This is a genomic window from Falsiroseomonas sp. (assembly GCF_051860665.1).
Lineage (GTDB): Bacteria > Pseudomonadota > Alphaproteobacteria > Acetobacterales > Acetobacteraceae > Falsiroseomonas.
Window position 1 is genome coordinate 274,268 of the sequence record NZ_JBHYDM010000005.1, and the last position, 23,018, is coordinate 297,285.

Genomic DNA, 23,018 nt, shown 5'->3' on the forward strand with positions numbered 1-23,018 from the left:
CGAATGGGCCGGGTCGTGACGGTGCAGGTGGATGCCGAAGGCCGGCTGGTGCTGCCGGAGGAAGTCCGCATCTCGCTGGGCGTGCAGGGAGGGGGTGAGCTTCTGCTCCAGGTGACGCAGGAAGAGCTGCGCGCCACCACCCGGCAGGCTGCGCTGCGCCGGCTCCAGGCGCTGGTGCCGGCCTGGAAGCCGGGTGACGAGCTGTGGTCGGAGGAGTTGATCGCCCAGCGCCGGGCTGAGGCCGGCCGCAGCCTGCCAGAGGGCGAGGCTGGCGCCGCTCCGGCTCTCTGACATGCTGCTGGATGCTTCGGCGGTCCTGGCCCTGCTTCGCCAGGAGCCGGGCGCGGAGGTCACCGCGGCCTCACTTCCCTCCGCCTGCATGTCCGCCGTCAACTGGACCGAGGTGGCAGCCAAGCTGCTGCCCGGCCACCCGGAACGGCTGGAGGCCTGGGAAGGCTTGCAGATCCCAGTCCTGGATTACGATGCGGGAATCGCCGTCGCCGCCGCCCGCCTCCTTGCCGCCCATCGCGGAACCCTGTCGCTCGGCGACTGTGCCTGCCTGGCCACCGCCGCGCGGCAAGGCCTGCCGGTGCTCACCGCCGACCGGGTCTGGGCGACGCTCGGCCTGGCGGTGGAGGTGCGGCTGATCCGGTGATCAGTCGGTGCCGAGATAGACCGTGGCGTCGATCTCCACCAGGCAATCCACCGAGCCCAGCCCGCTGACGATGCAGGAGACGCGGTGCGGCGGGTTCTCGACGAAATTGGCGAAATAGACCTCGTTCATCGGCTCCCAGTTCGCGCGGTCCGTCACATAGACGGTGCACTTCACCACATCGTCCATGGTGCCGCCCGCCTCCTCGATCAGGGCGCGGATATTGTCGAGCGTCTGCTGCGTCTGCGCGCGCACATCGCCCACCACGAATTTCCCTTCGACGTCGCGGCCGGTGGAGCAGACGAACATGAAGCCGCCGGCGATGGTCGCCTGGGCGAAGGGGCGGCTGGACTTGAAGACTTTCTTGGACTGGACGGCGCGCTTGGGCATGGTTCTGGTCTCCGTGGGGCTGGCGGCAAATGTCCTGATATTTGCTCTTTCGCATCTGCGAAAGAGCCGCGTAATCTTTCCTTCATGATACCACGTCGCACCCTGCTTGCCGCCGCTGCCGCCCCCCTGGCAACCCCTGCCCTGGCGCAGATTTCCGCCACCCGCCCGCTGCGGATCATCGTGCCGAACCCGCCCGGCGGTCAGTCCGACACCATCGCGCGCCTCTATGGGGAGGCGATCCAGGCCATCAGCGGCCAGGCCGTGGTGGTGGAGAACCGCAGCGGTGCCAATGGGCTGATCGCCATGGATGCGGTCGCCAAGGCCCCGCCGGATGGGCTGACCACGGGACTTTTCAGCATCACCATGTTCACCTCACTGCCCGCCATGATGTCCCGCATGCCGCTGGACGTGGACCGCGACGTCACGCCCATCACCAGCGTGGTCACCTCCACCGTGCTGTGCTGCGTGCGGGCCGACCGGGCGCAGGAGCGGGGCTGGGGCGATTTCGGCGCCATGCTGGAATGGGCGAAGCGGCCGGGGAACGAGCTGACCAATGGCGCGGCCAGCAGCGGCGGCGCCTCCCACCTGCTGACGGCCACCATCGCCCGGCGCAGCGGGGCGGCCATCACCGTGGTGCCCTATCGCGGCGGCGCGCCGGCGCTGAACGACCTGCTGGCCGGCAATATCGACATGTGCTTCGACTTCATGCCTGCGCTGCTGCCGCATGTGGCGGCCGGCACGCTGAAGGCCATGGCCGTTGGGTCCCGGGAACGGGTTCCCTTCCTGCCGGATGTGCCCGGAATGGGCGACTTTTCGGCGCTGGGCATCGGCGACCTCGACCTGCAGAGCTGGAACATCCTGGGCGGCCCCGGAACCCTGCCGCCCGAGCTCGCCGCCCGGACCCAGGACCTGCTGCGCCGCGCCGCCGCCCATCCGGGGCTGGAGGACCGGCTGCGGACCAATGGGCTGCTGGCCCTGCCGCCGCTGGATGCCGCCGCCACCCGCGCCCGCATCCTGGCCGACCGGCCGCGCTGGCAGGAGATGGTGCAGATCAGCGGCGCCCGGATCGAGTAGCCGCAGCGCGGCGCCCCCCGGCCCGGCCCGGAAAGGTTTGGACTTCGGCCGGTTCTGCCCTATCTCCCGGGTGACGCAGGCGGGCCTTTCCCGCCATGGCCGGCGCCCGGAAACAGATGACCGAAACACCTCTCTCCCGCATCCGCAACTTCTCGATCATTGCCCATATCGACCATGGGAAATCGACGCTGGCGGACCGGCTGATCCAGACCACCGGCACGGTCGCGCTGCGCGACATGAAGGAACAGCTCCTCGACAATATGGAGCTGGAGCGGGAGCGCGGCATCACCATCAAGGCGCAGACCGTGCGCCTGCACTACAAGGCGAATGATGGCGAGACCTATGTCCTCAACCTGATGGACACGCCGGGCCATGTCGACTTCGCCTATGAGGTGAGCCGCTCGCTCGCCGCCTGCGAGGGCTCGCTGCTGGTGGTCGATGCCTCCCAGGGGGTCGAGGCGCAGACCCTGGCCAATGTCTACCAGGCGCTGGATGCGAATCACGAGATCGTGCCGGTGCTGAACAAGGTCGACCTGCCGGCGGCGGAGCCGGACCGGGTGAAGCAGCAGATCGAGGATGTGATCGGCCTCGACGCCTCGGAAGCGGTGATGATCTCGGCCAAGACCGGGCTGAACATCGAGGGTGTGCTGGAAGCCATCGTCACCCGCCTGCCGGCGCCTACCGGGGATGCCGATGCGACGCTGAAGGCGCTGCTGGTGGATAGCTGGTACGATGCCTATCTAGGCGTCGTCGTGCTGGTGCGGGTGAAGGATGGCCGCCTGCGCAAGGGCCAGAAGATCCGCATGATGTCGAACGGCACCGCCCATACGGTGGAGCAGGTCGGCGTCTTCACGCCGAAGATGGTGCAGGTGGACAGCCTCGGCCCGGGCGAGATGGGCTATGTCACCGCCGCCATCAAGACCGTGGCCGATACCAATGTCGGCGACACGCTGACCGATGACCGCAACCCGGCGACCGAGGCCCTGCCCGGCTTCAAGCCCTCCATCCCGGTGGTCTGGTGCGGGCTCTATCCCGTCGATGCGGATGACTTCGAGAAGCTGCGCGAATCGGTCGGCAAGCTGCGGCTGAACGACAGCAGCTTCCACTACGAGATGGAGAACAGCGCAGCCCTCGGCCTCGGCTATCGCTGCGGTTTCCTCGGCCTGCTGCACCTCGAGATCGTGCAGGAGCGGCTGTCGCGCGAATTCGACCTGGACCTGATCGCGACGGCGCCTTCCGTCGTCTACAAGATCAGGAAGACCAACGGCGAAGAGTCGGAACTGCACAACCCGGCCGATATGCCGGACCCCAGCGTGATCGCGGAAATCAGCGAGCCCTGGATCAAGGCCACCATCATGGTGCCGGAGGAATATCTCGGCTCCGTCCTCACCCTCTGCAACGAGCGCCGCGGCGTGCAGGTGGAGCTGACCTATGTCGGCACGCGCCCCATGGCGGTCTATCGCCTGCCGTTGAACGAGGTGGTCTTCGACTTCTACGATCGGCTGAAATCCGTCTCCCGCGGCTATGCCAGCTTCGACTACACGGTCGATGGCTATGAGGCGGGCGACCTGGTGAAGATCTCCATCCTGGTGAATTCGGAGCCGGTGGATGCGCTGTCCTTCATGGCGCATCGCAGCCAGGCGGATCGCCGCGGCCGGCAGATCTGCGAGAAGCTGAAGGAGCTGATCCCGCGCCAGCTCTTCAAGATTCCGATCCAGGCCGCGATCGGCGGGCGCGTGATTGCGCGCGAGACGATCAGCGCCATGTCCAAGGACGTCACGGCGAAATGCTATGGCGGCGACATCAGCCGCAAGCGCAAGCTGCTGGACAAGCAGAAGGAAGGCAAGAAGCGGATGCGGCAGTTCGGCAAGGTCGAGATCCCGCAGAGCGCCTTCATCGCCGCCCTGAAGATGGATGCCTGAACCCCAACCCCTGCCTGCCTGAGGGAACGAGAACAAGATGACCAAGATCGGTAAGCGGGGCCTTCTCGGCCTCGCCGGCGCAGCGCTCGCCGCCCCTGCCTTCGCCCAGGGGGCTTTCCCGACCCGCACCATCACCATGGTGGTGCCCTTCGCCGCCGGCGGGCCGACCGACACGGTGGCCCGGCTGATCGCCCAGTCGATGAGCACCAATCTCGGCCAGACCGTGGTGGTGGAGAATGTGGGCGGCGCCGGCGGCACGCTGGGCGCGCAGCGCACGGCGCAGGCGCGGCCGGATGGCTACAACATCCTGATGCACCACATCGGCATGTCGACCATCCCGACGCTGTATCGCCGCCTGGCCTATGACGCGACCGGCGGCTTCGAAACCATCGGCCTGGTGACCGAGGTGCCGATGACGCTGGTCGGCCGCAACGGCCTGCCGGCGCAGAACATGCAGGAGCTGGTGGCGCTGGTGAAGCGCGAGGGCGAACGGCTGAACTACGCCAATGCCGGCATCGGCGCGGCCAGCCACCTCTGTGGCCTGCTGCTGATGCAGGCGATGGGCACGCGCATGACCACCGTGCCCTATCGCGGCACCGGCCCGGCCATGAACGACCTGCTGGCCGGCACGGTGGACCTGATGTGCGACCAGACCACCAATACCACCGAGCAGATCAAGGCCGGCGGCATCCGCGCCTTCGCTGTGACCACGCCGGAGCGTCTGGAATCCCTGCCGGACCTGGCGACCGCCGCGCAGGGCGGGCTGCCGGGCTTCGAGGTCAGCGTGTGGCACGGCCTCTATGCGCCGAAGGGCACGCCGGCGCCGGTCATCGCGCGGCTGAACCAGGCGCTGGTCGCGGCGCTGCAGGACCCGAATGTCGGCACCCGCTTCGCCGCCCTGGGCACCGCCCCGGTGCCGGTGGCGCGCGCGACGCCGGAAGCGCATCGCGAGTTCTGGCAGGCGGACATTGCCAAGTGGCGCCCGCTGATCCAGGCGGCGGGGCAGTACGCAGACTAGTTACGTTAAGCCTCCCCCGCTTGCGGGGGAGGGAGAGCGATCAGCGACGGGTGACCGCCAAATCCAGCACCCGGTCCTCAGGGTCCAGATCGCGCTCCAGCGCGTCCAGCGTCGCGCCGAACTCCGCACGCATCGTGGCCTTCTCCGGCTCCGGCAGCCAGGACCCCTCCAGCCCGGCCAGGCTCAGCTTCCGCGCCTCCGCCACGCCCCAGCCGAGATCGGCAAAGACCGTGCGCCAGCTATGGCCCATGGTGGTGCCGAAGATGGTGGGGTCGTCGGTGCCCAGGCTGATGTTCAGCCCGACGTCGAACATCGCCTTGATGCGCTGGCGCCGGGGCGCGCGGTTCCAGGGCATGCCGGACCAGCAGGCCATGGTGAAGGGCACCTGGTCCTTCACCGCGCGGGCCACCACGGCGGGGTCGGCCAGCATGTTGTAGCCATGGTCCAGCCGGTCGCAGCCCAGCATGTCGCGGCACAGGCTGTAGTGCATCGGCGGCGCCTCGAAGAGGCTCTGGTTGTCCTCGCAGACATGCGCCGTGCGGCGGTAGCCCGCCCGGCCCGCCTGCCGCCAGGCCTCCACCCAGAGATGCGCGGGCCCGGCGCGCTCGGCGCCGTCCAGCCCGATGCCGATCACCTCCGGCCGCTTCCACCTCGCCATCCACTCCAGCATCTGTAGCGATTCGGAGGGCAGGCACACGCTGCGATCGATGCAGGCGATCAGTTTTGCGGAAACGCCATAGGCGGCGTTTGCCCGCGCCAAGCCTTCCAGAAGCCCGTCGACGATCTCGGGATAGGTCACGCCGTTGGGCGTGAAGTAGTGCGGGTTGAAGAAGATTTCGGTGTGGCGGACGTTACCGTGGCGATGCAGGTCCTCGATGCATTCGAAGGCAATCCGCGAAAACTCGGCCGGCGTCCGCACCACCAGCGCGCCGAGCCGCAAGATGTCGAGGAACTCGTAGAAGGTTTCGAAGCGGTACATCTCGGCGGCCGGCTTCGGCAGGCGCACGCCATTCTTCGCTGCCAGCTCGTCCAGCGTCGCCGCCCGGATCGCGCCGGCGATATGCAGGTGCAGTTCCACCTTCGGCACGGCGTCGAGGTAGTCGGAAAAGGACAGCATCAGCGGCGCTCCATGTTCCAGAGGAACATCGCCGGGCCGCGCAGCACGCCACTCAGGTCCGACCGCCAGGCGCTGGCCGCGGTGAACTGTCCGAGCGGCATGTAGAAGCCGTCCTCCGCCGCCAGGCGATGGACCTCGTCCGAGATGCGCTTGCGTTCCGCGTCATCCTGCGCGCGCGCGAAGGCTACGCGCAACCGCTCCACCTCGGCATTCTCCGGCCAGCCCGCGAAGCCTCCGGTGCGGCCGGCGCCGTTGACGAAGGGGTTCAGCAGCGGCGACTGCATGTCCGGCACGGTGTTGGTGGTATGGGCCAGGTTCCACCCCTCCTGCCTCGCGCGCCGCCCGAAATAGGTGTTGAGGTCCATGCTCTGCAGGTCGACCCGGAAGCCGAGCTGGGTCAGAAGACCCTGGGAGACCAGGCCGAGTGCCGCGATACCGGGCGCATCCGCCGGATGGATGATCGACACCGGGCGCGAAAGATCCGCGCCACTCTCGCGCAGCATGCGCCGCGCCGCTTCCAGGTCCGTCGAAGCCGGCATGCCGGCGGTGGTCTCGAGCGGCGTGCCGCAGCCGAACATGCTGCGGCATTCGCGGGCGTATTCGGGGCGCCCGGCGACGGCAGCGAGGTAGTCCGCCTGGTTCACCGCCAGCATCACCGCGCGCCGCACCTGCGGATTGTCGAAGGGCGGGTGCAGGTGGTTGAAGCGCAGGATGCCCTGGTAGCCGAAGGGGGAAACGGTGGCGACCGTCACCTGCCGGTTGCGCTCCAGGATCGGCAGCACATCGGCGGGCAGGCGTTCGACATAGTCGATCTCGCCGGTGGTCAGCGCCGAGACCTGGGTCGAGACATCCGGCATGGCGAGCAGTTCCACCCGCTCCATCCGCGCCACCTTGCCGCCGCTGGCCCAGACCGCGGGTTCGGGCCGCGGGCGATAGGCCGCGTTGCGCGTGACGACGATGCGGTCGCCGGGGCGATATTCCTCCCGCACGAAGCGATAGGGGCCGCTGCCCATCACCTCCGTCACCTGCTGCGTCGGCGGCGTGGCGGCGAGCCGCGCCGGCATCATCATCGGCACCATGGCGCCCGGCTTGCCCAAGGCCTGCAGCACCAGGCCGAAGGGTTCGCGCAGCACCAGCCGGAAGGTCTTGGCATCAATCACATCGAGGCTGGCGGAGGCGCGCATCATGGCGCCGCCCAGCGCATCCCGCGCGCCCCAGCGGCGAAGGCTGGCGACGCAATCCTCCGCAGTCACCGCGGACCCGTCATGCCAGGCGAGGCCCTCGCGGAGGACAAAGGTCCAGGTCAGGCCGTCGGCGCTGCGCTCCCAGCGCTCCAGCATCTGCGGCGTTGGCTCCCAGCGATCGTTCACCGCGACCAGCGTGTCGAAGACCAGATAGGCGAAGTCCCGTGTCGTGAAGCTGGTGGTGAAATGCGGGTCCAGCACCGTGGTCAGCGTTTCGGGCGCCACGCGCAGGGTGCGGGCGCGGTCCGGCTGCTGGGCTGCAACTGGCATGGCAGCCAGAAGGGCGGCGGCGAACAAGGCAAGGGCGGGGCGCGGCATGGCGCGGACTCCTGGCTTCGATTGTGGGGGCTGGTGCGGCGTTTGGCGGGGAAGGTGCCGCCGGGCCTGGGCCGCGTCAACGCGCAGCGCTTGATCGCCAGGCGGGAAAGCGACAAGCATCACGCAACAGGGAAGGATCACGCCATGCGGGCCATCGTCATCCATGCCGCGCGCGACCTGCGCGTGGAGGACCAGGTCACGGCGTCGCCCGGCCGCGGCGAGGTCGCGGTGCGCATCCGCCAGGGCGGCATCTGCGGCTCCGACCTGCACTACTACCTGCATGGCGGTTTTGGCGTGGTGCGGGTGCGCCAGCCCATGGTGCTGGGCCACGAGATCGCCGGCGAGATTCTGGTCACGGGCGATGGCGTCATGGGCCTCGCGGTGGGTGACAAGGTCGCGGTCAATCCCTCCCGCCCCTGCGGCGCCTGCCGCTACTGCCTGGCGGGGCAGGCGCAGCATTGCCTCGACATGCGCTTCTACGGCAGCGCAATGCGGATGCCGCATGTCGATGGCGGGTTCCGTCAGCAGCTGGTCTGCGACGCGGCGCAGGCGGTGAAGCTGCCCGCGGACATGGACCTGCGCCGCGCCGCCTTCGCGGAGCCGCTGGCGGTGTGCCTGCACGCCGCGCGCCAGGCCGGGCCGCTGATGGGCGCCCGCGTGCTGATCACCGGCGCCGGACCCATCGGCATGCTGTGCCTTTTGGTGGCGCGCCATGCGGGCGCGCGGCAGGTGGTGATGACGGACCTGACGCCGAGGCCGCTGGCGCTGGCCCGCGAACTGGGCGCCGATGCGACGCACGACCTGCGGGCGGAGCCCGAGGCGCTGGCGCCCTATGGCGCGGACAAGGGCAGCTTCGACGTGGTCTTCGAATGCGCCGGCAGCGGCCTGGCCCTGGCCGGCGCCATCGCTGCGGCGCGGCCGGGGGCCACCATCGTGCAGGTCGGCATCGGCGGCGATGCCTCCGTGCCGCTGAACACGCTGGTGGCGAAGGAAATCACGCTGCGCGGCACTTTTCGCTTTCACGAGGAATTTGCGCTGGCCGTCGATGCCCTGGCGCGCGGCGCGATCGACCCGATGCGGCTGCTGACGGAGGTGGTGCCGATGGAGGATGCGGTGGCCGCCTTCGACCTCGCCGCCGACCGCGCGCGGGCGATGAAGGTGCAGCTGGCACTGTAGCCCCCTTCCCGCCCAGGGCATCGCGGCCCAAACTGCGGGCCGTGCAGCAGATGGGCTTGGTGATGGCAGCGGTTTCGGTCGGGCAGAACGGATTCCCCCTGACGCTGGAGAAGACGCCCGCCACCGGCTCCCGCGGCGTGGTCACCAGCAACCACCCCATGGCCTCCGCTGCCGGCGCGCAGGTGCTGCTGGAAGGCGGCAATGCGGTGGATGCCGCCCTCGCCACGCTCTTCGCGCTGACGGTGGTGGAGCCGATGATGGTCGGCCTGCTCGGCGGTGGCGTCGGCCATATCCGCATGGCGGATGGGCGGCATGCGGTGATGGATGGTCTCTCCACGGCACCGGCCGCGGCGACGCCCAGCATGTATACGCCGCGCACCGACGTGCCGCCGGAGGAGCGGGAGGTGGAGGGCCGGACCAATGCGATCGGCCCGCTCTCCGTCGCCGTGCCGGCCGCGCTGCGCGCCTGGGCGCAGACGCTGGAGACCTACGGCACCTGGTCGCTGGCCGATGTGATGGCGCCGGCGATCCACCTCGCTGCCAACGGTTTTCGCGTCACGCCCTATCTCTCCGACTGCATCGGCGATGCCGCGCCAGACCTGTCGCGCGACGCGGACCTCGCCGCGCGCTTCCTGCCGGGTGGCGTGAAGCGCGCAGCGGGCGAGCGCCTGATCCAGGGCGCCTATGCCGAAACGCTGCGCGCCATCGCCAAGGACGGCCCGGACCTGCTGCATGCGGGCGCGCTGGGCGGGCTGGTGGCGGATGCGCTGGCGGCCGGCGGCGGCATCATCACCCGCGAGGACCTCCGCGCCAGCCGTCCCATCGCGCGCGCGCCCATCGGCGCAAGCTATCGCGGCTACGAGGTTTTTGCGCCGCCGCCCCCGGCCTCCGCGGGCGTGCATGTGGCGCAGATGCTGAACGTGATGAGCGGCTTCAACATCGCCGCGATGGGCTTCGGCACGGTCGAATCCTGGCACCTGGTGGCGGAGGTGCTGAAGATGGCCTTCGCGGATCGCGCGGTGGCGACGGCGGATCCGGATTTCGTCACGGTGCCGGTGGAGAGGCTGACCTCCGCGGCCTATGCCGATCTGCGCCGCGCGGAGATCGACCTGGCTCGCGCGCAAACCTGGGCGGCGCATCCCTCGCTGGGCGAATCCAACTGCACCACGCATGTCACGGTGGCCGATGCGGCGGGCAATATCGTGGCCACCACGCAGACCATCAACGCGCTGTTCGGTGCCCGCATCGCGATTCCCGGCACCGGGCTGATCGCCAACAACTACATGCACAACTTCGACCCGCGGCCCGGCCTTGCGCTATCCGTGCAGCCGGGCAAGCGTGTCTATACCTCCATGGCGCCGACCATCGCGCTGAAGGATGGCAGGCCCGCCTTCGCGCTCGGCCTACCCGGCGGGTTGAAGATTTTTCCCGCTGCTTTCCAGGCGGTGCTGAACCTCATCGACCACGGCATGACGCTGCAACAGGCGGTGGAAGCGCCGCGCATCTGGACGCAAGGCCTGGCGCTGGAGCTGGAGCCGGCGGTGCCCGATGCCGTGGCAGCGGCGCTGGCCGCGCTGGGCCATCCGGTGCGGCGCGTCGCCACCATCGGCGGCGGCATGAACGGCATCGCCTTCAACGCAGACGGCACGATGACGGGCGCCGCCTGCTGGCGCGCCGATGGATCGGTGGTGGCGCTCGGCGGCGGGCTGGCGCGCGCCGGCGTGCGCTTCGTGCTTGAGACCGCCAAACCTGTTTGACCTCCCCAGGATCGAGACATGACGAAGAAGATTGCCCTGCTGCAGCCCATCGCCGGCGAGATGGCCGAGATCATCCAGTCCTGCCTGCCCGCGGGTTTCACCGCCACGGCCGTGACGGGCCGCAGCGTCGCGGATCTGAAGGCCGAAGTCGCCGATGCCGAATACGCGCTGTGGTGGGACGTGCCCGTGCCGGCCGAGGTCCTGGCCGCCGGGCCGAAGCTGAAGCTGGTGCACAAATGGGGCGTCGGCATCGACAATATCGACCTCGACTATTGCCGCGCCCACGGCATCCAGGTGGCGCGCACCACCGGCAGCAATGCCGCACCCGTCGCGGAATTCACCATCGGCCTGATGCTGGCGCTCGCCCGGCGCATCGTGCCCGCGCACAACAGCACGGCAGCCGGCGGCTGGGCGAAGAACGAGGTGTGGAAGCAGTCCGTGATGCTGAGCGGCAAGACCGTCGGCATCATCGGCCTTGGCGCCATCGGCAAGGGCGTGGCGAAGCGGTTGCAGGGATTTGACTGTCGCGTGCTGTACCATTCGCGCACGAAGCTGCCGGATGATCAGGCGCACGCGCTGGGTGTGGAATACCGCGCGCTGGACGATCTGCTGAGTGAGGTCGATTTCCTCTCGCTAAACTGCCCGCTGACAGCGGAGACCAAGGGCATGATCAATGCCGCGGCATTGGCAAAAATGAAGCCGACGGCGAGCCTGGTGAATGTGGCGCGCGGCGGTGTGGTGGTGGAGGCGGATCTGGTGGCGGCGTTGAAGGCCGGAAAGCTCCGCGCGGCGGCGGTGGACGTCTTCGACCAGGAACCGCCGCCGGCCGACCATCCGCTGCTGCACATGGACAACGTGATCGTCACGCCGCATTGCGCCAGCACGGCCTACGAGAACAGCCGCCGCAGCATCGAGCACTGGCTGGGCAATATGGTGCGCGTCTCGAAGGGCGAACCGATCCCTGAGCAGGACCGGGTGGTGTGAGAACCCTCCCTCCCCCGCTTGCGGGGGAGGGCTTCACCGCATCACTGCTTCGCGTAGTGGTGGCAGAAGCCCGCGCCGATCTCGGTCAGCCGATCCGCGATCAGCTTGCCGCTCTCCGCGCTGCATAGCCGCGGATCGCCGGTGCCAAGGCCGTTCGGGCTGACGGCGTCATACTCGATCGGCACGGTCACTTCCGCCCCCTGGAAGCTCAGCGAGCCCCAGCCTTGGAAGGGCAGGCCCAGCGCCTCCGGCTTGCCGCTGCGCGGCTCCGGGATCAGGTCCGTGCGGATGCGCTCCGGGAACAGGTGCATGCAGAGGCTGGTCAGCGGATCCGCACCGTGGCTGGAGACGGCCTTCGCCTTCTCCGCCCCCAGCAGCTTCGGCATCTCCGCATAGGCGATGCGCCACAGATACAGCGCCGGGATCACGAGGCCCGTCTTGTGCATCACCGCCCGCGTCGCCTCGTTCACGACATTCACGTTGCCGCCATGCCCGTTGATGACGACGAGCTTCGTCAGCTTGTGGCGCAGCAGTTCCCCGAACACTTCGTCCAGTACGGCCCGAAACGTGGCGGCCGAAAGTGCGATGCCGCCGGGCATCGGCCCGAAGAAATCGCCCTTGCCGAAGGGCAGCACGGGCGCCACCACGGTGCGCGTGCCTTCCGCCGTGGCGCGCAGCGCGATCAGCTCGGCCATCTTCTCGGCCAGGAAATAGTCGCCCATCGGCGCATGCGGGCCCTGATCCTCATGGCTGCCCATCGGCAGCAGGATCACCGGGTTCTGCGGATAGAGCGTGCGGGCCTCGTCGCCCGTGATCTCGCCCATGCGGACTTTCGTCGGCGATATCTCAGTCATGCTGGCGGGTTCCTCAGTTGATCTCATCGGCACGGATGCAGGCCACACGGTGCCCGACCGCGCCGAAGTCGCGAAGGGGGGGAACCGTCTCCGCGCATTCCGGCCGCGCATGGCGGCAACGCGTGCGGAAGACGCAGCCGGAAGGCGGGGCGGAAGGGCTGGGCGGCTCGCCCGGCAGGATCTCCCGCGTCAGCCGCCGCGCGGGGTCGAGCATCGGCGTGGCGGAGAGCAGCGCGCGGGTATAGGGATGCGCGGGGCGGGCAAAGACCTGCGCCACCGGCCCTTCCTCCATGACGCGGCCGAGATAGAGCACGAGCACGCGGTCACACAGATGCCGCACCACCGGCAGGTCGTGGCTGATGAACAGCATCGCCAGGCCGAGGTCGCGCCGCAGCTCCGCCAGCAGCTTCACCACCTGCGCCTGGATCGAGACATCCAGCGCCGAGACCGGCTCATCCGCCACGAGGAAATCCGGCTTCGTCGCCAGCGCCCGCGCAATGCCGAGCCGCTGGCGCTGGCCGCCTGAAAACTCATGCGGATAGGCGCCGAGCCGCTGCGGATCGAGCCCCACCCGAACGAACATTCTTGTCAGCTCCGCACGACGCTCGGCGGCGGAGAGGCTCGTGTGGATCGCCAGGCCATCCTCGACCTGCGCGCCGATGCTGCGCCTGGCATCGAGGCTGCCGAAGGGGTCCTGGAAGACGATGCCCATGCGGGCACGCAGACGGCGCCAGGCGGCGCTGCCGGGCTTCGGCAGCACCTGGCCATCGAAGCGCACCGCGCCGCCCGTGGCGGCCAGCAGTCCGAGCATCACGCGGCCGAGCGTGGACTTGCCGCTGCCGCTTTCGCCCACCACGCCCAGCGCCTCACCCCGCGCCACCGTGGCATCCACGCCCGCCACCGCGCGCACCGGCCGGCCGCGCGAAAGAATGCCGCGCGGCGCGAAGGTCATCTCGACGCGCTCGGCGACGACCAGCGGCTCGGTCATGCCGTCAGCTCCCGCCACCGGATGCAGCGCACCGCCTGGCCCTGCACCTCCTCCAGCGGCGGCGGGGATTCGCAGGCGGCGGTGGCGAAGGCGCAGCGCGGCGCGAAGCGGCAGCCGGGCGGCCAGCGATCGGGGCGCGGGACGACGCCGGGAATCCCCTCCGGCTCCGCATCGCCATCCGGCACGGCGGCCAGCAGCGCGCGCGTATAGGGATGCAGCGGGTTTGCAAAAACCTGCGCGACGGGGCCGCGTTCCACCACCTGCGCCGCATACATCACCACCACATCCTCGGCCACTTCCGCGACCACGCCGAGCGAATGGGTGATGAGCACCAGGCCCATCCCCTCCTCCCGCCGCAGCTCCGCCAGCAGGTCGAGGATCGCCGCCTGCACGGTCACGTCCAGCGCGGTGGTCGGCTCGTCCGCGATCAGCAGGCGCGGCTTGTTGGCGATGGCCATGGCGATCATCACGCGCTGGCGCATGCCGCCCGAGAGCTCATGCGGATAGGCGCGCGAACGGCGTTCCGGATCGGCGATGCCGACGCGCTTCAGCAGCGCCACCGCCTCCGCGCGCGCCTGCGCCGCCGGCACGTCGCGATGCGCGCGGATCGCCTCCGCCACCTGGTCGCCGATGCGGTGCACGGGGTTCAGGCTGCTCATCGGGTCCTGGAAGACCATGGCCATCGCGCCACCGCGCAGCTTGCGGCGCACCGCTTCGGGCATGCGCAGCAGGTCCTCGCCATCCAGCCGGGCCACGCCGGCGGCCACGCGCGCGGCCGGCGGCAGCAGCCCCATGATGGCCGTGGCGGCCATGGATTTGCCGGAGCCGCTCTCGCCCACGATCGCCAGCGTGCGGCCGGCATCGAGCCGGAAGCCGAGATCCTCCACCGGCCGGATGATGCCGCCGGGCACCGCGATCTCCACCGTCAGCCCCTGCACATCCAGCAGCGGCTGCGGCGCGGCCGGTGGCGGGAACAGGCCGGGCAGCAGCCGGTCCACCAGACGCAGTCTTGGCGCGCCGCCGCCGCCTCGCTTGTCCGCCACATCGCGCACCGCATCGCACAGGAGGTTCATCGCCAGGATGGTGATGGTCAGCGCCAGGCAGGGCCAGAGCAGCAGCATCGGCGCCTGCTCCATGGTGGCGCGCGCGCCGCGGATCATCAGCCCCCAGCTCGGCGTCGGCGGCACCACGCCGAGGCCGAGGAAGGACAACCCGCTTTCCAGCACGACGGCGGAAGCGACGGCCAGCGAGACCTGCACCAGCACCGGCCCCGCGATATTCGGCAGCACGGTGCGCAGCAGGATGCGCGGCGTGCGGGCGCCGAGCGCGCGCACGGCTTCCACATAATCCTGGCCCCGCGCCGAAAGCACTTCCGCGAAACTCACGCGAATGAAGCCAGGCAGGTAGAGCACCGAAAGCACCAGGATGAGCGTCGCAGTGCCCGGGCCGAGCAGTGTGACCACCAGCAGCGCCAGCAGCACCGGCGGAAAGCACAGCACCACATCCGCGCCGCGAATCGCCAGCACCTCCACCAAACCGCGGAACCAGCCGCCGAGCAGCCCGAGCAGCGTGCCGATCACCGCCGCGATGGCGGCCGAGGCGAAGGCCACGGCGAGCGAGGAGCGTGCGCCCCAGATCAGGCGGGACATCACATCGCGCCCGAATTCGTCCCGCCCCATCGGGCTGCCCGGCAGCCAGGCCGCCAGGCGATTCGCCACATCCTGCCGCACCGGATCCATCAGCGGCAGCAGTGGCGCCAGGGCCGCGATCAGCACGATCAGCCCGACGATCACCGCCGGAAACCACAGCCGCCTCATGACCGGGTGATCCGCGGGTCGAGCGCGGCGTAGATCAAATCCATCGCCAGGTTGATCAGCAGGAACAGGCCGGAGACGGTGATGACGATGCCGACCACCATCGGATAATCCCGCGCTTCCACCGCGCGCAGCAGCGGCGTGGACAGGCCGGGCCAGTTGAAGACGTATTCCACCAGCACCGTGCCGCCCAGCAGCGTGCCCATCTGCAGGCCGAGCACCGTGGTGACCGGGATCAGCGCATTGCGCACCACATGCCGGCGCAGCACGCGCTGCGGCGTCAGCCCCTTGGCGCGCGCCGTGCGGACATGGTCGCGCGACAGCGCATCCAGCACGGAGGCGCGCGTCATGCGGAAGATGGTGGCCGCCAGCCCCTTGGCCACGGCGATGGCGGGCAGCGAGAGCAGCACCAGATGGCGCAAAGGATCTTCCGCGAAGGGGGTATAGCCACCCGCAGGCATCCAGCGCAGCCATTGCGCTAACACCAGGATCAGCAGCGTGCCGAGCACGAAGACCGGCACCGCCTGCAGCACGGCGGCGAGCGCCGAGGCCGCACGATCGAAGGCGCCACCCTGGCGCACGGCGGCGAAGGTGCCGGCCGGCAGCGCGATCGCCACCGCCAGCAGCGTGCCCGCGAAGATCAATTCCAGCGTCCGCGGCAGCCGCAGCGCGATCTCCGCCGCCACCGGATAGTCATCGACCAGCGAGGTGCCGAGATCACCCTGCGCCAGGCCCATCAGGAAGGCGCCGTATTGCTTCAGGATCGGCCGGTTCAGCCCAAGGCGTTCGCGCAATTCCTGGATGGCATAGGCATCCGGCATGGCGCCGCCGGTGGAAAGCAGCATCTCCGCCGGATCGCCCGGCACCATATGCAGCGCCAGGAAGACGATGGTCGCCACCACCCACATCAGCAGCAGCGACAACCCGATGCGTTTGGCGAGCCACCACATCAGCCGAACGCCGCGAACTCCAGCAATGCGCCGGATGAGGTGGTGAGTGCCCCGGGCAGATTGGCGAAGCCCGAAATGCGGCGGTCATAGCCATAGCCCTGCTCGCGCCAGGCCAGCGCCACCAGCGGCACTTCCTCCAGCGCCGCGCGCTGCATGTCCTTGTAGATCTCGATGCGCTTCGCCGTGTCGAATTCCGTGCGGCCCTTGGCCAGCAATTCCACGGTGCGCGGCGTGGACAGGCGGAAGGAACGGCCATGCGCGTCGGAGAGCGAGGTATCCAGCACCACGGTCAGCCCGTCCGGGTCGTTGAAATCGGCGGAGACACCATGCACGGCGATGTCGTATTGCCCGCGGATGCCGGCGGAGACGCGCGTGGACCAGTCGGTCAGCCGCAGTTCCGCCTGGATGCCGATGGCCGCGAGGTATTGCTGCGTGATCTCGGCGCTGTCCTTGTGCATGCCGAATTGCGAGGTCGCCAGAAGCGTGGTGGAGAAGCCGTTCGGAAAGCCCGCCTGCGCCAGCAGCGCCTTGGCGCGCTCCGGGTCGTAGTTGTGGCCACGCGCGAGGTCCGCGTCGTACCACGGCGTGCCTTCGACGATCGGCATGCCCTCGATCGGCTTGCCGCGGCCGGAGAAGGCAACCCGGACAATATCCTCCCGCTTCACCGCATGCGCGACGGCGCGGCGCACCAGCGGGTTGTTGAAGGGCGGGCGGGTGCCGTTGAACAGGATGTCCATGAAGGGGCCCATCTGCGCATCCAGCTTCAGCCGCGGGTCGTTCTCCACCGCCGCCATGCCGGACCAGGGCACGTATTCGATCATGTCCACATCGCCGGATTGCAGCGCGGCGAGGCGCAGATTCTCATCCGCATAGATCACCATGCGGATCACCGGCGTGCGCGGCAGGCCGGGCACCCAGTAGTTGTTCGCCTTCTCCAGCTGCAGCCAGGTGCCACGTTCCTGGGAGGCGACGCGATAGGGGCCGCAGCCCACGGCATTGGCCATGTCGCGCGAACCGCGCCAGACGATGGGCATATTGTAGTTGGCGAACCACAGCGGCGCAGTGGCATTCGGCGCCTTCATCACCAGCCGCACCGTATGGGCGTCCGGCGTCTCCACACGCTCGATCTGCTGCATCTGCGTGCGGTAATAGGCGGTGGAGCGTTCCGCGGCGATCTGCTCGATGCACCACTTCACATCCTCGGCCGTCACCTTCTCCCCATTGTGGAAGACGGCGTCGCTACGCAGCCTGAAGACCCAGGCGCCTTCGGAATCGCGGGCGTATTCGCTGGCGAGTTCGCCCTGCAGGTCACCCTTCTCGTCGAAGCGCATCAGGCGGCGGTGGATCAGCATCTTCACCGTGCCGGCGGAGGCGCCGGTGGAGGGCCAGGGCTGGAGGTTCGGCGGCCAGGCCGAGAGGCCCATGCGGATCACGCCTGGCCTTTGCTGCGCGCGCGCGGGGTTGGTCAACAGCGGTGCGGCGCCCAGGCCAGCAGCCGCGCCGAGAAGGGTCCGTCGGGACAGAGGGGGCATGGCTTTTCCCTTCGGGACAGCTAGAGCATCTTCAAGCCATGCGGCTTCGCATGGCGACTCGGAAAATGCGTCAGAACAATAAGCTGGAGCCGTTTCAGCGTCTTCGCTTACGGTGAAACGGCTCTAGGCAGCAGGATTTCGCCACGAATGCCACGCGTGATGGCGCGCACTGTCAAGCGCAAATCCGCTCAGTCGGGAAAGACCCTGACCGAAGTCGCAGGGATGGCGAGATCGACCAGGCTGCCCGGCTGCGGCACCGCCTCCTGCCGCGGCAGTTTGACGACAAAATCCGTGCGCCCTGCATGCGCAAGACGCAGACGCGAATGGTCGCCGAGATAGACCACCTCCTCCAGGCGCGCCCTGGCCGCATTGGCCTGGTCCTGGGCGGCAGGGCCGAGCAGGACGCGTTCCGGCCGGATGGACAGCAGCACGGCGGTACCGGGTACCAGCCCATGCGGCGCGACCTCCAGCAGGCTGCCATCCTCCAGCCGCAGCCGCGTCGCATCCAGCACGCGCGCGGCCAGCCGGTTGCTCTCGCCGATGAAGCCGGCGACGAAGGGATTGGTGGGGCGCTCATACACCGCCTCCGCCGTACCCAGCTGCTGGATCCGACCCTCGTTGAAAACGGCGATGCGGTCGGAAAGGGTCAGCGCCTCCGCCTGGTCGTGCGTGACATAGACCATGGTGACGCCGAGCTGCGCGTGGATGCGGCGGATCTCAGCCTGCAGCTCTTCCCGCAGCTGCTTGTCGAGTGCGCCCAGCGGTTCGTCCAGCAGCACCAGCTTCGGCTCGAAGATCAGCGCGCGAGCCAGGGCGACGCGCTGCTGCTGGCCGCCGGAGAGCTGCTGCGGGCGGCGGTCGCCGAAGCCAGGCAGGCGCACCATCTCCAGCGCGCGCTGCGTGCGGGCGGCGATCTCGGCGCGCGGCATGCGGCGGATGGACAGGGGAAAGGCCAGGTTCTCCGCGACCGTCATATGCGGGAACAGCGCGTAGTTCTGGAAGACCACGCCGATGCCGCGGCGATGCGGCGGCACGGTATCGATGCGCAGGCCATCCAGCTCGATGCTTCCGGCGGAGGGATCCTCGAAACCCGCCAGCATCATCAGCGTGGTCGTCTTGCCGGAGCCGGAGGGGCCGAGCAGGGTGAGGAATTCGCCCCGATGCACATCGAGATCCAGGTCCGTCACCACCGGCGTGCGGCCGTCGTAGCTTTTCGACACGCCGCGGAAGCGGACCAGCGCATCGGTCATCGCAGAGCCTTTCGCGCGCTGCGCAGCCGCAGCGCCTCGCTGGCCAGCAGGAAGAGCAGCGAGCACAGGAACAGCAGGGTCGCGGCGGCGAGGATGGTGGGCGTGAGAAACTCTCGGACGGAGGCATACATCTGCCGCGGCAGGGTGAACTGGCCCGGCCCTGCCAGGAACAGCGTGATGACGAATTCATCCAGCGAGGTGGCGAAGGCGAAGACCGCGCCGGCCGCGATGCCCGGCCAGATACTCGGCACCACCACGCGCAGGATCGCGGCCAAAGGCGGCGCGCCGAGCGAGGCGGCCGCGCGCAGCAGATTGGCGTCGAAGGTCTGCAGCGTGGCCAGCACCGCCATCACCACGAAGGGCACCGCCACCACCGTATGCCCCAGCACCAGCCCCGCCAGAGACCCCGTCAGCCCGACCAGCGCATAGGCGAAATACATGGAGGCGGCTGTGACGATATAGGGCGTCACCATCGGCAGGGTCAGCAGCGTCACCAGCAGCGCCTTGCCACGAAAGCGCCCGAGTTGCAGCCCGATGGCCGCCGCGGTGCCCAGTGCGGTGGCCAGCAGCGTCGTCGCGATGGCAACGACAAAGCTGTTGCGCGTGGCCAGCACCCAGCGACCGGCCGTGAGGAAATCCTCGTACCAGCGCAGCGAGACGCCGCGCGGCGGCAGCACCATCAACTCGGTGGGGGAGAAGGACAGCACCACAACGGCGAGCATCGGCGCGACCAGGAAGGCCAGCACCAGGGCCGTGGCGCCGCGCAGCAGCACCCGCGCAAGAGGATGTTCGCGCATCAGGCGCGCGCGCCCGTCTGCACCGCGCCGCCGGTCAGCAGGCGGGTCAGCGCGATGACGGCGCCGCTCATCGCCAGCAGATAGGCGGAGAGTGCGGCCGCCATGCCCCAGTTCACGTCGCGCGTCATGAAGTTCGCGATGAACCAGGTCACCATCTGGTCGCGATCGCCGCCGATCAGCGCCGGCGCGGTGTACATGCCGACCGCCAGCAGGAAGACCATCGCACCCCCCGCCGCGACGCCGGGCAGGCTCAGCGGCAGCCAGACACGCAGGAAGCGCTGCATGCCATTGGCGCCGAGCGAGGCGGCGGCGCGCAGATAGGTGCCATCCAGCCGCGTCATCACGCTGTGCATCGGCAGGATGGCGAAGGGCAGCAGAACATGCACCAGCGCCACCACCACCGCGATGCGCGTGCCCAGGATCTGCGCCGGCGCATCCAGCAGGCCGAGCCCCAGCAGCGCATCATTCACCGGCCCCTCCCGCTGCAGCAGCACATACCAGGCGGTGGTGCGGACCAGGACGGAGGACCAGAAGGGAATCAGCACCAGCGTCAGCGCAACGGAAGACCACGGCGCGCGCAGCCGGGCGATGGTATAGGCCACAGGATAAGCCAGCAGAACGCAGATCGCCGTCACCAGCAGGCTGACCCAGAGCGTGCGCAGGAACAGCGTCCGGAACAATCGCTCGTCCATCGCCACCTGCGTCACCCTGCCGTCGGGCGTGCGGGTCAGGTCCATGGCGCGCAGCAGGTAGAGCGAGGTGGTGGGACCGCTGGCGCGTTGCAGCATCAGCCAGGTGTCGCGCTGGCCCCAACGCGCATCCAGCGCCACCAGCGAAGGGGCATAGGGCGCGCGCAGCCTGTCGCCGGCGCGGGCGGTGCGCAGCAGCAGCGTGCGCAGGCCGGTGCTCTCGAAATTCATCCGCTGCGCAAGGTCGCCGATGCGGCGTTCCTCCAGCGCCGTCGCCAATTCGCGCGCCACCGCGGCGAAGGCGGGCTCCGGCGGCAGCCCCTGCCCGTCCCATTCCGCCAGGATGGCGCTGGTTGCCGGCAGCGCGACCGCGACGTCCCGGTCCGCCACGGCGCGAAACAGCGTCAGCCCCACAGGGACCACGAAACTCCCAAGGATCAGCAGCAGCAGCGGCGCGATCAGCAGCGCCGCCAGCCAGTTGGTGCGCCTCAACGATTCAGCCAGGAGGCGAAGCGCTGCTCCAGGTCTGGCCCGTTCTCCAGCCAGAACTCGGTATCGATCTCGAGGCCGCCGGCCTGGTGGTTCGTCATCATCAGCGGGTTGCGCGCGCGCACGTCGGGGTTTTCCGCCACCGCCTGCGTCACCGGGTTGATCGGCCAGAGGCGCGTCAGCTCCAGAAGCGGGGCCGGGCTGGTGATATGCTCGATCAGCCGCATGCCCTGCGCCGCATTGGGCGAGCCGCGCACAACCGCCCAGCTGTCATAGGCATAAAGCAGCGTGGACCAGCGCAGGTTGTAGCGCTGGCCGGCGCGGATGCCGTTGGCGACACGGCCGACGAAGCCGACCGCATAGGCGACCTCGCCGCTGTTCACCAGCTCGATCGGCTGCTGCCCGCCGGTCCAGAAGGTCACATGCGGGCGCAGCCGGTCCAGCGCGGCGAAGGCGCGCTGCTGGCCCTGCGGCGTGGCCAGCACCTTGTAGACATCGGCAGGCGCCACGCCATCGCCCATCAGCGCGATTTCCAGCGTCATCCGCGCACCGCGGCGCAGGCTGCGGCGGCCGGGGAAGCGGGCCGTGTCAAAGAACTCCACGAAATTCGCGGGTCCGTTCGGATGCCGCGCTTCGTCGTAGAAGACGGAGACGCCCCAGCCGATGGCGCCCGCGCCGCAGGTTGTGGCGCCACCCGGCATGAACTTGCTGCGGTCGACCACGGACCAGTCGATGCGCTCGAAGATGCCATCCTCGCAGCCGCGCACCAGGTCCGGCGCCTCCACCATCACCACGTCCCAGGTGACGTTGCGCGCGGCGACCATCGCGCGGATGGGCCCGACATTGTAGTCATAGGCGGTGTCCACCACCGGCCCGCCGGCGAAGGTGGAGAAGAGCGTGCGTCGCATATGGTCCTGCAGCGCGCCGCCACCGGCGACGATGGTGAGGTCGCGCGCCTGGGCCGGCAGTGCGGCCAGCACGAGGGCGGCGAGGGGGGCAAGCAGGCGCCGCATCGGCAGGTCTCCGATCGTCAGGGGGGCGGAATGCTGGACACCGGGGTGATGTGCCAGCCGGCATTCTTCCGGGCGTAATAGGTATTGAGCAAGCGCGTTGTGATCAGCCCCGGCACGCCGGCGCCAATCGGCGCGCCATCCAGCCGCGTCACCGGGAACAAGCCGCAGGAGGTGGCGGTCAGGAAGGCTTCCTGCGCCATCGCCAGCTGCTCCGGCATCAGCCTTCCGTAGCGGGCGGGAATACCGAGCTCGGCGGCCAGTTCGAACATGCTGCGGCAGGAGATTCCCTCCAGCACGCCCGCATCCGGCGAGACCAGCCCGCCGTCGATCACTGCCACCACGTTGAAGCCCGGCGCCTCCGCCACCGCGCCATCCGTCGCGCAGAGGATGGGCACGTCGAATCCCTCGTCCTTCGCCAGGAAGGCGGCACGGATGAAGTCGCCCCAATGGGTGTTCTTCCACACCGGATTCACCGCACTGGAGGGAATCCGCGCCACGTCGCGCACCAGCATCGCGTTCTGGCCGCGCTGCATCTCCGCCGGCTGGCCACGCAGCACCAGCGGCGTGACGGTGGCGAAGAAGCGGTTCCGGGACAGCGTCGGGTCGCGCGTGCCGGGCACGGCCATGCCGCGCGTGCAGGCGAAATAGACCAGCGCATCCGGCAGCCCGCTGCGCCGCACGATATCCGCCAGCAGCCGCCGCATCGCCTCCCGCGTCATGCCCGCATCCAGCCGCAGCCCGGCCAGCGAGGCGAAGAAGCGGTCGAGGTGATCCTCCAGCCGGAAGAAGCCGCCCTGCCAGACATGAACCACGTCATAGGTCATGTCGGCATACATCAGGCCGAGGTCGCGCACGGGGATCCTGGCCTCGGCCAGCGGCACCACGGCGCCGTCGATGAAGCCGAGGGCGCGGCTGAAATCCGCGTTCTCCACGGTCAGGTGCGTGGGAACCTGCAACGCCTCAGCCATCGGGCACTCCTCAGGCGGCCAG

Annotated in this window: 21 protein-coding genes; 8 read left to right on the forward strand and 13 right to left on the reverse strand. The window is 69.2% G+C overall.

Features of this window, described 5'->3' with window-relative positions:
* Positions 1-3 precede the first annotated feature (3 nt).
* Both ACTIF1_RS08000 and ACTIF1_RS08005 read left to right on the forward strand, forming a co-directional pair.
* Positions 4-291, forward strand: a complete 288-nt coding sequence (locus ACTIF1_RS08000; protein ID WP_439595860.1) for an AbrB/MazE/SpoVT family DNA-binding domain-containing protein — start codon at positions 4-6, stop codon at positions 289-291.
* Between the two features lies 1 nt (position 292).
* The gene (locus tag ACTIF1_RS08005) at positions 293-655 is read left to right on the forward strand and encodes a PIN domain-containing protein (protein WP_439595861.1); all 363 of its coding nucleotides are present in this window, start codon (positions 293-295) and stop codon (positions 653-655) included.
* Here the strand turns inward: ACTIF1_RS08005 and ACTIF1_RS08010 are convergent, their stop codons facing one another.
* The gene (locus tag ACTIF1_RS08010; RefSeq protein WP_439595862.1) at positions 656-1,042 is read right to left on the reverse strand and encodes a RidA family protein; all 387 of its coding nucleotides are present in this window, start codon (positions 1,040-1,042) and stop codon (positions 656-658) included.
* A gap of 84 nt (positions 1,043-1,126) precedes the next feature.
* On the opposite strand from ACTIF1_RS08010, the gene ACTIF1_RS08015 reads away from it, so the two are divergent.
* The 3 genes from ACTIF1_RS08015 (at position 1,127) to ACTIF1_RS08025 (ending at position 5,056) form a co-directional block, all read left to right on the forward strand.
* On the forward strand, positions 1,127-2,116 hold the full coding sequence (locus ACTIF1_RS08015) for a Bug family tripartite tricarboxylate transporter substrate binding protein (protein ID WP_439595863.1): 990 nt from the start codon (positions 1,127-1,129) through the stop codon (positions 2,114-2,116).
* 116 nt (positions 2,117-2,232) lie between these two features.
* Positions 2,233-4,038, forward strand: a complete 1,806-nt coding sequence (gene lepA / locus ACTIF1_RS08020) for a translation elongation factor 4 (RefSeq protein WP_439595864.1) — start codon at positions 2,233-2,235, stop codon at positions 4,036-4,038.
* Between the two features lie 37 nt (positions 4,039-4,075).
* A complete protein-coding gene (locus ACTIF1_RS08025) occupies positions 4,076-5,056 on the forward strand; it encodes a tripartite tricarboxylate transporter substrate-binding protein (protein WP_439595865.1) in 981 nt (326 codons plus the stop codon).
* A gap of 40 nt (positions 5,057-5,096) precedes the next feature.
* On the opposite strand, the gene add is transcribed toward ACTIF1_RS08025, so the two are convergent.
* Together add and ACTIF1_RS08035 are read right to left on the reverse strand one after the other, a co-directional pair.
* On the reverse strand, positions 5,097-6,173 hold the full coding sequence (gene add, locus ACTIF1_RS08030; protein ID WP_439595866.1) for an adenosine deaminase: 1,077 nt from the start codon (positions 6,171-6,173) through the stop codon (positions 5,097-5,099).
* Complete coding sequence (locus ACTIF1_RS08035; protein ID WP_439595867.1) at positions 6,173-7,735, reverse strand: ABC transporter substrate-binding protein; 1,563 nt, start codon at positions 7,733-7,735, stop codon at positions 6,173-6,175. The genes add and ACTIF1_RS08035 overlap by 1 nt, the downstream gene beginning before the upstream one ends.
* 144 nt (positions 7,736-7,879) lie before the next feature.
* Here ACTIF1_RS08035 and ACTIF1_RS08040 point away from each other — a divergent pair, with 144 nt between their 5' ends.
* From ACTIF1_RS08040 to ACTIF1_RS08050, 3 genes are all read left to right on the forward strand, one after another.
* Positions 7,880-8,911, forward strand: a complete 1,032-nt coding sequence (locus ACTIF1_RS08040) for an L-idonate 5-dehydrogenase (RefSeq protein ID WP_439595868.1) — start codon at positions 7,880-7,882, stop codon at positions 8,909-8,911.
* 62 nt (positions 8,912-8,973) lie between these two features.
* Entirely contained in the window at positions 8,974-10,668 is a 1,695-nt protein-coding gene (ggt, locus tag ACTIF1_RS08045; protein WP_439595869.1) for a gamma-glutamyltransferase, read from the forward strand.
* An 18-nt stretch (positions 10,669-10,686) separates the two neighbouring features.
* Positions 10,687-11,652 carry a 2-hydroxyacid dehydrogenase gene (locus ACTIF1_RS08050; RefSeq protein ID WP_439595870.1) on the forward strand — a complete coding sequence of 322 codons (966 nt, stop codon included), beginning with the start codon at positions 10,687-10,689 and terminating at the stop codon, positions 11,650-11,652.
* A 41-nt stretch (positions 11,653-11,693) separates the two neighbouring features.
* Here the strand turns inward: ACTIF1_RS08050 and ACTIF1_RS08055 are convergent, their stop codons facing one another.
* The 10 genes from ACTIF1_RS08055 to ACTIF1_RS08100 form a co-directional block, all read right to left on the reverse strand.
* Positions 11,694-12,506 carry a creatininase family protein gene (locus ACTIF1_RS08055; protein ID WP_439595871.1) on the reverse strand — a complete coding sequence of 271 codons (813 nt, stop codon included), beginning with the start codon at positions 12,504-12,506 and terminating at the stop codon, positions 11,694-11,696.
* A 13-nt stretch (positions 12,507-12,519) separates the two neighbouring features.
* On the reverse strand, positions 12,520-13,494 hold the full coding sequence (locus ACTIF1_RS08060; protein ID WP_439595872.1) for an ABC transporter ATP-binding protein: 975 nt from the start codon (positions 13,492-13,494) through the stop codon (positions 12,520-12,522).
* The gene (locus ACTIF1_RS08065) at positions 13,491-15,311 is read right to left on the reverse strand and encodes a dipeptide/oligopeptide/nickel ABC transporter permease/ATP-binding protein (protein WP_439595873.1); all 1,821 of its coding nucleotides are present in this window, start codon (positions 15,309-15,311) and stop codon (positions 13,491-13,493) included. The genes ACTIF1_RS08060 and ACTIF1_RS08065 overlap by 4 nt, the downstream gene beginning before the upstream one ends.
* Entirely contained in the window at positions 15,308-16,258 is a 951-nt protein-coding gene (locus ACTIF1_RS08070) for an ABC transporter permease (protein WP_439595874.1), read from the reverse strand. Before ACTIF1_RS08070 ends, ACTIF1_RS08065 begins: the two co-directional genes overlap by 4 nt.
* Positions 16,258-17,682 carry an ABC transporter substrate-binding protein gene (locus tag ACTIF1_RS08075; protein ID WP_439595894.1) on the reverse strand — a complete coding sequence of 475 codons (1,425 nt, stop codon included), beginning with the start codon at positions 17,680-17,682 and terminating at the stop codon, positions 16,258-16,260. The genes ACTIF1_RS08070 and ACTIF1_RS08075 overlap by 1 nt, the downstream gene beginning before the upstream one ends.
* Before the next feature lie 296 nt (positions 17,683-17,978).
* A complete protein-coding gene (locus ACTIF1_RS08080) occupies positions 17,979-19,040 on the reverse strand; it encodes an ABC transporter ATP-binding protein (RefSeq protein WP_439595875.1) in 1,062 nt (353 codons plus the stop codon).
* Entirely contained in the window at positions 19,037-19,837 is an 801-nt protein-coding gene (locus ACTIF1_RS08085; RefSeq protein ID WP_439595876.1) for an ABC transporter permease, read from the reverse strand. The genes ACTIF1_RS08080 and ACTIF1_RS08085 overlap by 4 nt, the downstream gene beginning before the upstream one ends.
* On the reverse strand, positions 19,837-21,018 hold the full coding sequence (locus ACTIF1_RS08090; RefSeq protein ID WP_439595877.1) for an ABC transporter permease: 1,182 nt from the start codon (positions 21,016-21,018) through the stop codon (positions 19,837-19,839). Before ACTIF1_RS08090 ends, ACTIF1_RS08085 begins: the two co-directional genes overlap by 1 nt.
* Positions 21,015-22,028: an extracellular solute-binding protein gene (locus tag ACTIF1_RS08095; protein WP_439595878.1), complete on the reverse strand. Its 1,014-nt coding sequence runs from the start codon at positions 22,026-22,028 to the stop codon at positions 21,015-21,017. Before ACTIF1_RS08095 ends, ACTIF1_RS08090 begins: the two co-directional genes overlap by 4 nt.
* Before the next feature lie 17 nt (positions 22,029-22,045).
* Positions 22,046-22,996: an aminotransferase class IV gene (locus ACTIF1_RS08100; RefSeq protein ID WP_439595879.1), complete on the reverse strand. Its 951-nt coding sequence runs from the start codon at positions 22,994-22,996 to the stop codon at positions 22,046-22,048.
* Between the last annotated feature and the right edge of the window lie 22 nt (positions 22,997-23,018).

Bases quoted from the DNA above. Each gene is read 5' to 3' on its own strand.
- ACTIF1_RS08060 (WP_439595872.1), bottom strand. From the start codon at position 13,494: ATGACCGAGCCGCTGGTCGTCGCCGAGCGCGTCGAGATGACCTTCGCG.
- ggt (WP_439595869.1), top strand. From the start codon at position 8,974: ATGGCAGCGGTTTCGGTCGGGCAGAACGGATTCCCCCTGACGCTGGAG.
- ACTIF1_RS08055 (WP_439595871.1), bottom strand. From the start codon at position 12,506: ATGACTGAGATATCGCCGACGAAAGTCCGCATGGGCGAGATCACGGGC.
- ACTIF1_RS08010 (WP_439595862.1), bottom strand. From the start codon at position 1,042: ATGCCCAAGCGCGCCGTCCAGTCCAAGAAAGTCTTCAAGTCCAGCCGC.
- ACTIF1_RS08015 (WP_439595863.1), top strand. From the start codon at position 1,127: ATGATACCACGTCGCACCCTGCTTGCCGCCGCTGCCGCCCCCCTGGCA.
- ACTIF1_RS08075 (WP_439595894.1), bottom strand. From the start codon at position 17,682: ATGGGCCTCTCGGCCTGGCCGCCGAACCTCCAGCCCTGGCCCTCCACC.
- ACTIF1_RS08040 (WP_439595868.1), top strand. From the start codon at position 7,880: ATGCGGGCCATCGTCATCCATGCCGCGCGCGACCTGCGCGTGGAGGAC.
- ACTIF1_RS08035 (WP_439595867.1), bottom strand. From the start codon at position 7,735: ATGCCGCGCCCCGCCCTTGCCTTGTTCGCCGCCGCCCTTCTGGCTGCC.
- lepA (WP_439595864.1), top strand. From the start codon at position 2,233: ATGACCGAAACACCTCTCTCCCGCATCCGCAACTTCTCGATCATTGCC.
- add (WP_439595866.1), bottom strand. From the start codon at position 6,173: ATGCTGTCCTTTTCCGACTACCTCGACGCCGTGCCGAAGGTGGAACTG.
- ACTIF1_RS08095 (WP_439595878.1), bottom strand. From the start codon at position 22,028: ATGCGGCGCCTGCTTGCCCCCCTCGCCGCCCTCGTGCTGGCCGCACTG.
- ACTIF1_RS08005 (WP_439595861.1), top strand. From the start codon at position 293: ATGCTGCTGGATGCTTCGGCGGTCCTGGCCCTGCTTCGCCAGGAGCCG.
- ACTIF1_RS08080 (WP_439595875.1), bottom strand. From the start codon at position 19,040: ATGACCGATGCGCTGGTCCGCTTCCGCGGCGTGTCGAAAAGCTACGAC.
- ACTIF1_RS08085 (WP_439595876.1), bottom strand. From the start codon at position 19,837: ATGCGCGAACATCCTCTTGCGCGGGTGCTGCTGCGCGGCGCCACGGCC.
- ACTIF1_RS08070 (WP_439595874.1), bottom strand. From the start codon at position 16,258: ATGTGGTGGCTCGCCAAACGCATCGGGTTGTCGCTGCTGCTGATGTGG.
- ACTIF1_RS08025 (WP_439595865.1), top strand. From the start codon at position 4,076: ATGACCAAGATCGGTAAGCGGGGCCTTCTCGGCCTCGCCGGCGCAGCG.
- ACTIF1_RS08100 (WP_439595879.1), bottom strand. From the start codon at position 22,996: ATGGCTGAGGCGTTGCAGGTTCCCACGCACCTGACCGTGGAGAACGCG.
- ACTIF1_RS08050 (WP_439595870.1), top strand. From the start codon at position 10,687: ATGACGAAGAAGATTGCCCTGCTGCAGCCCATCGCCGGCGAGATGGCC.
- ACTIF1_RS08000 (WP_439595860.1), top strand. From the start codon at position 4: ATGGGCCGGGTCGTGACGGTGCAGGTGGATGCCGAAGGCCGGCTGGTG.
- ACTIF1_RS08065 (WP_439595873.1), bottom strand. From the start codon at position 15,311: ATGAGGCGGCTGTGGTTTCCGGCGGTGATCGTCGGGCTGATCGTGCTG.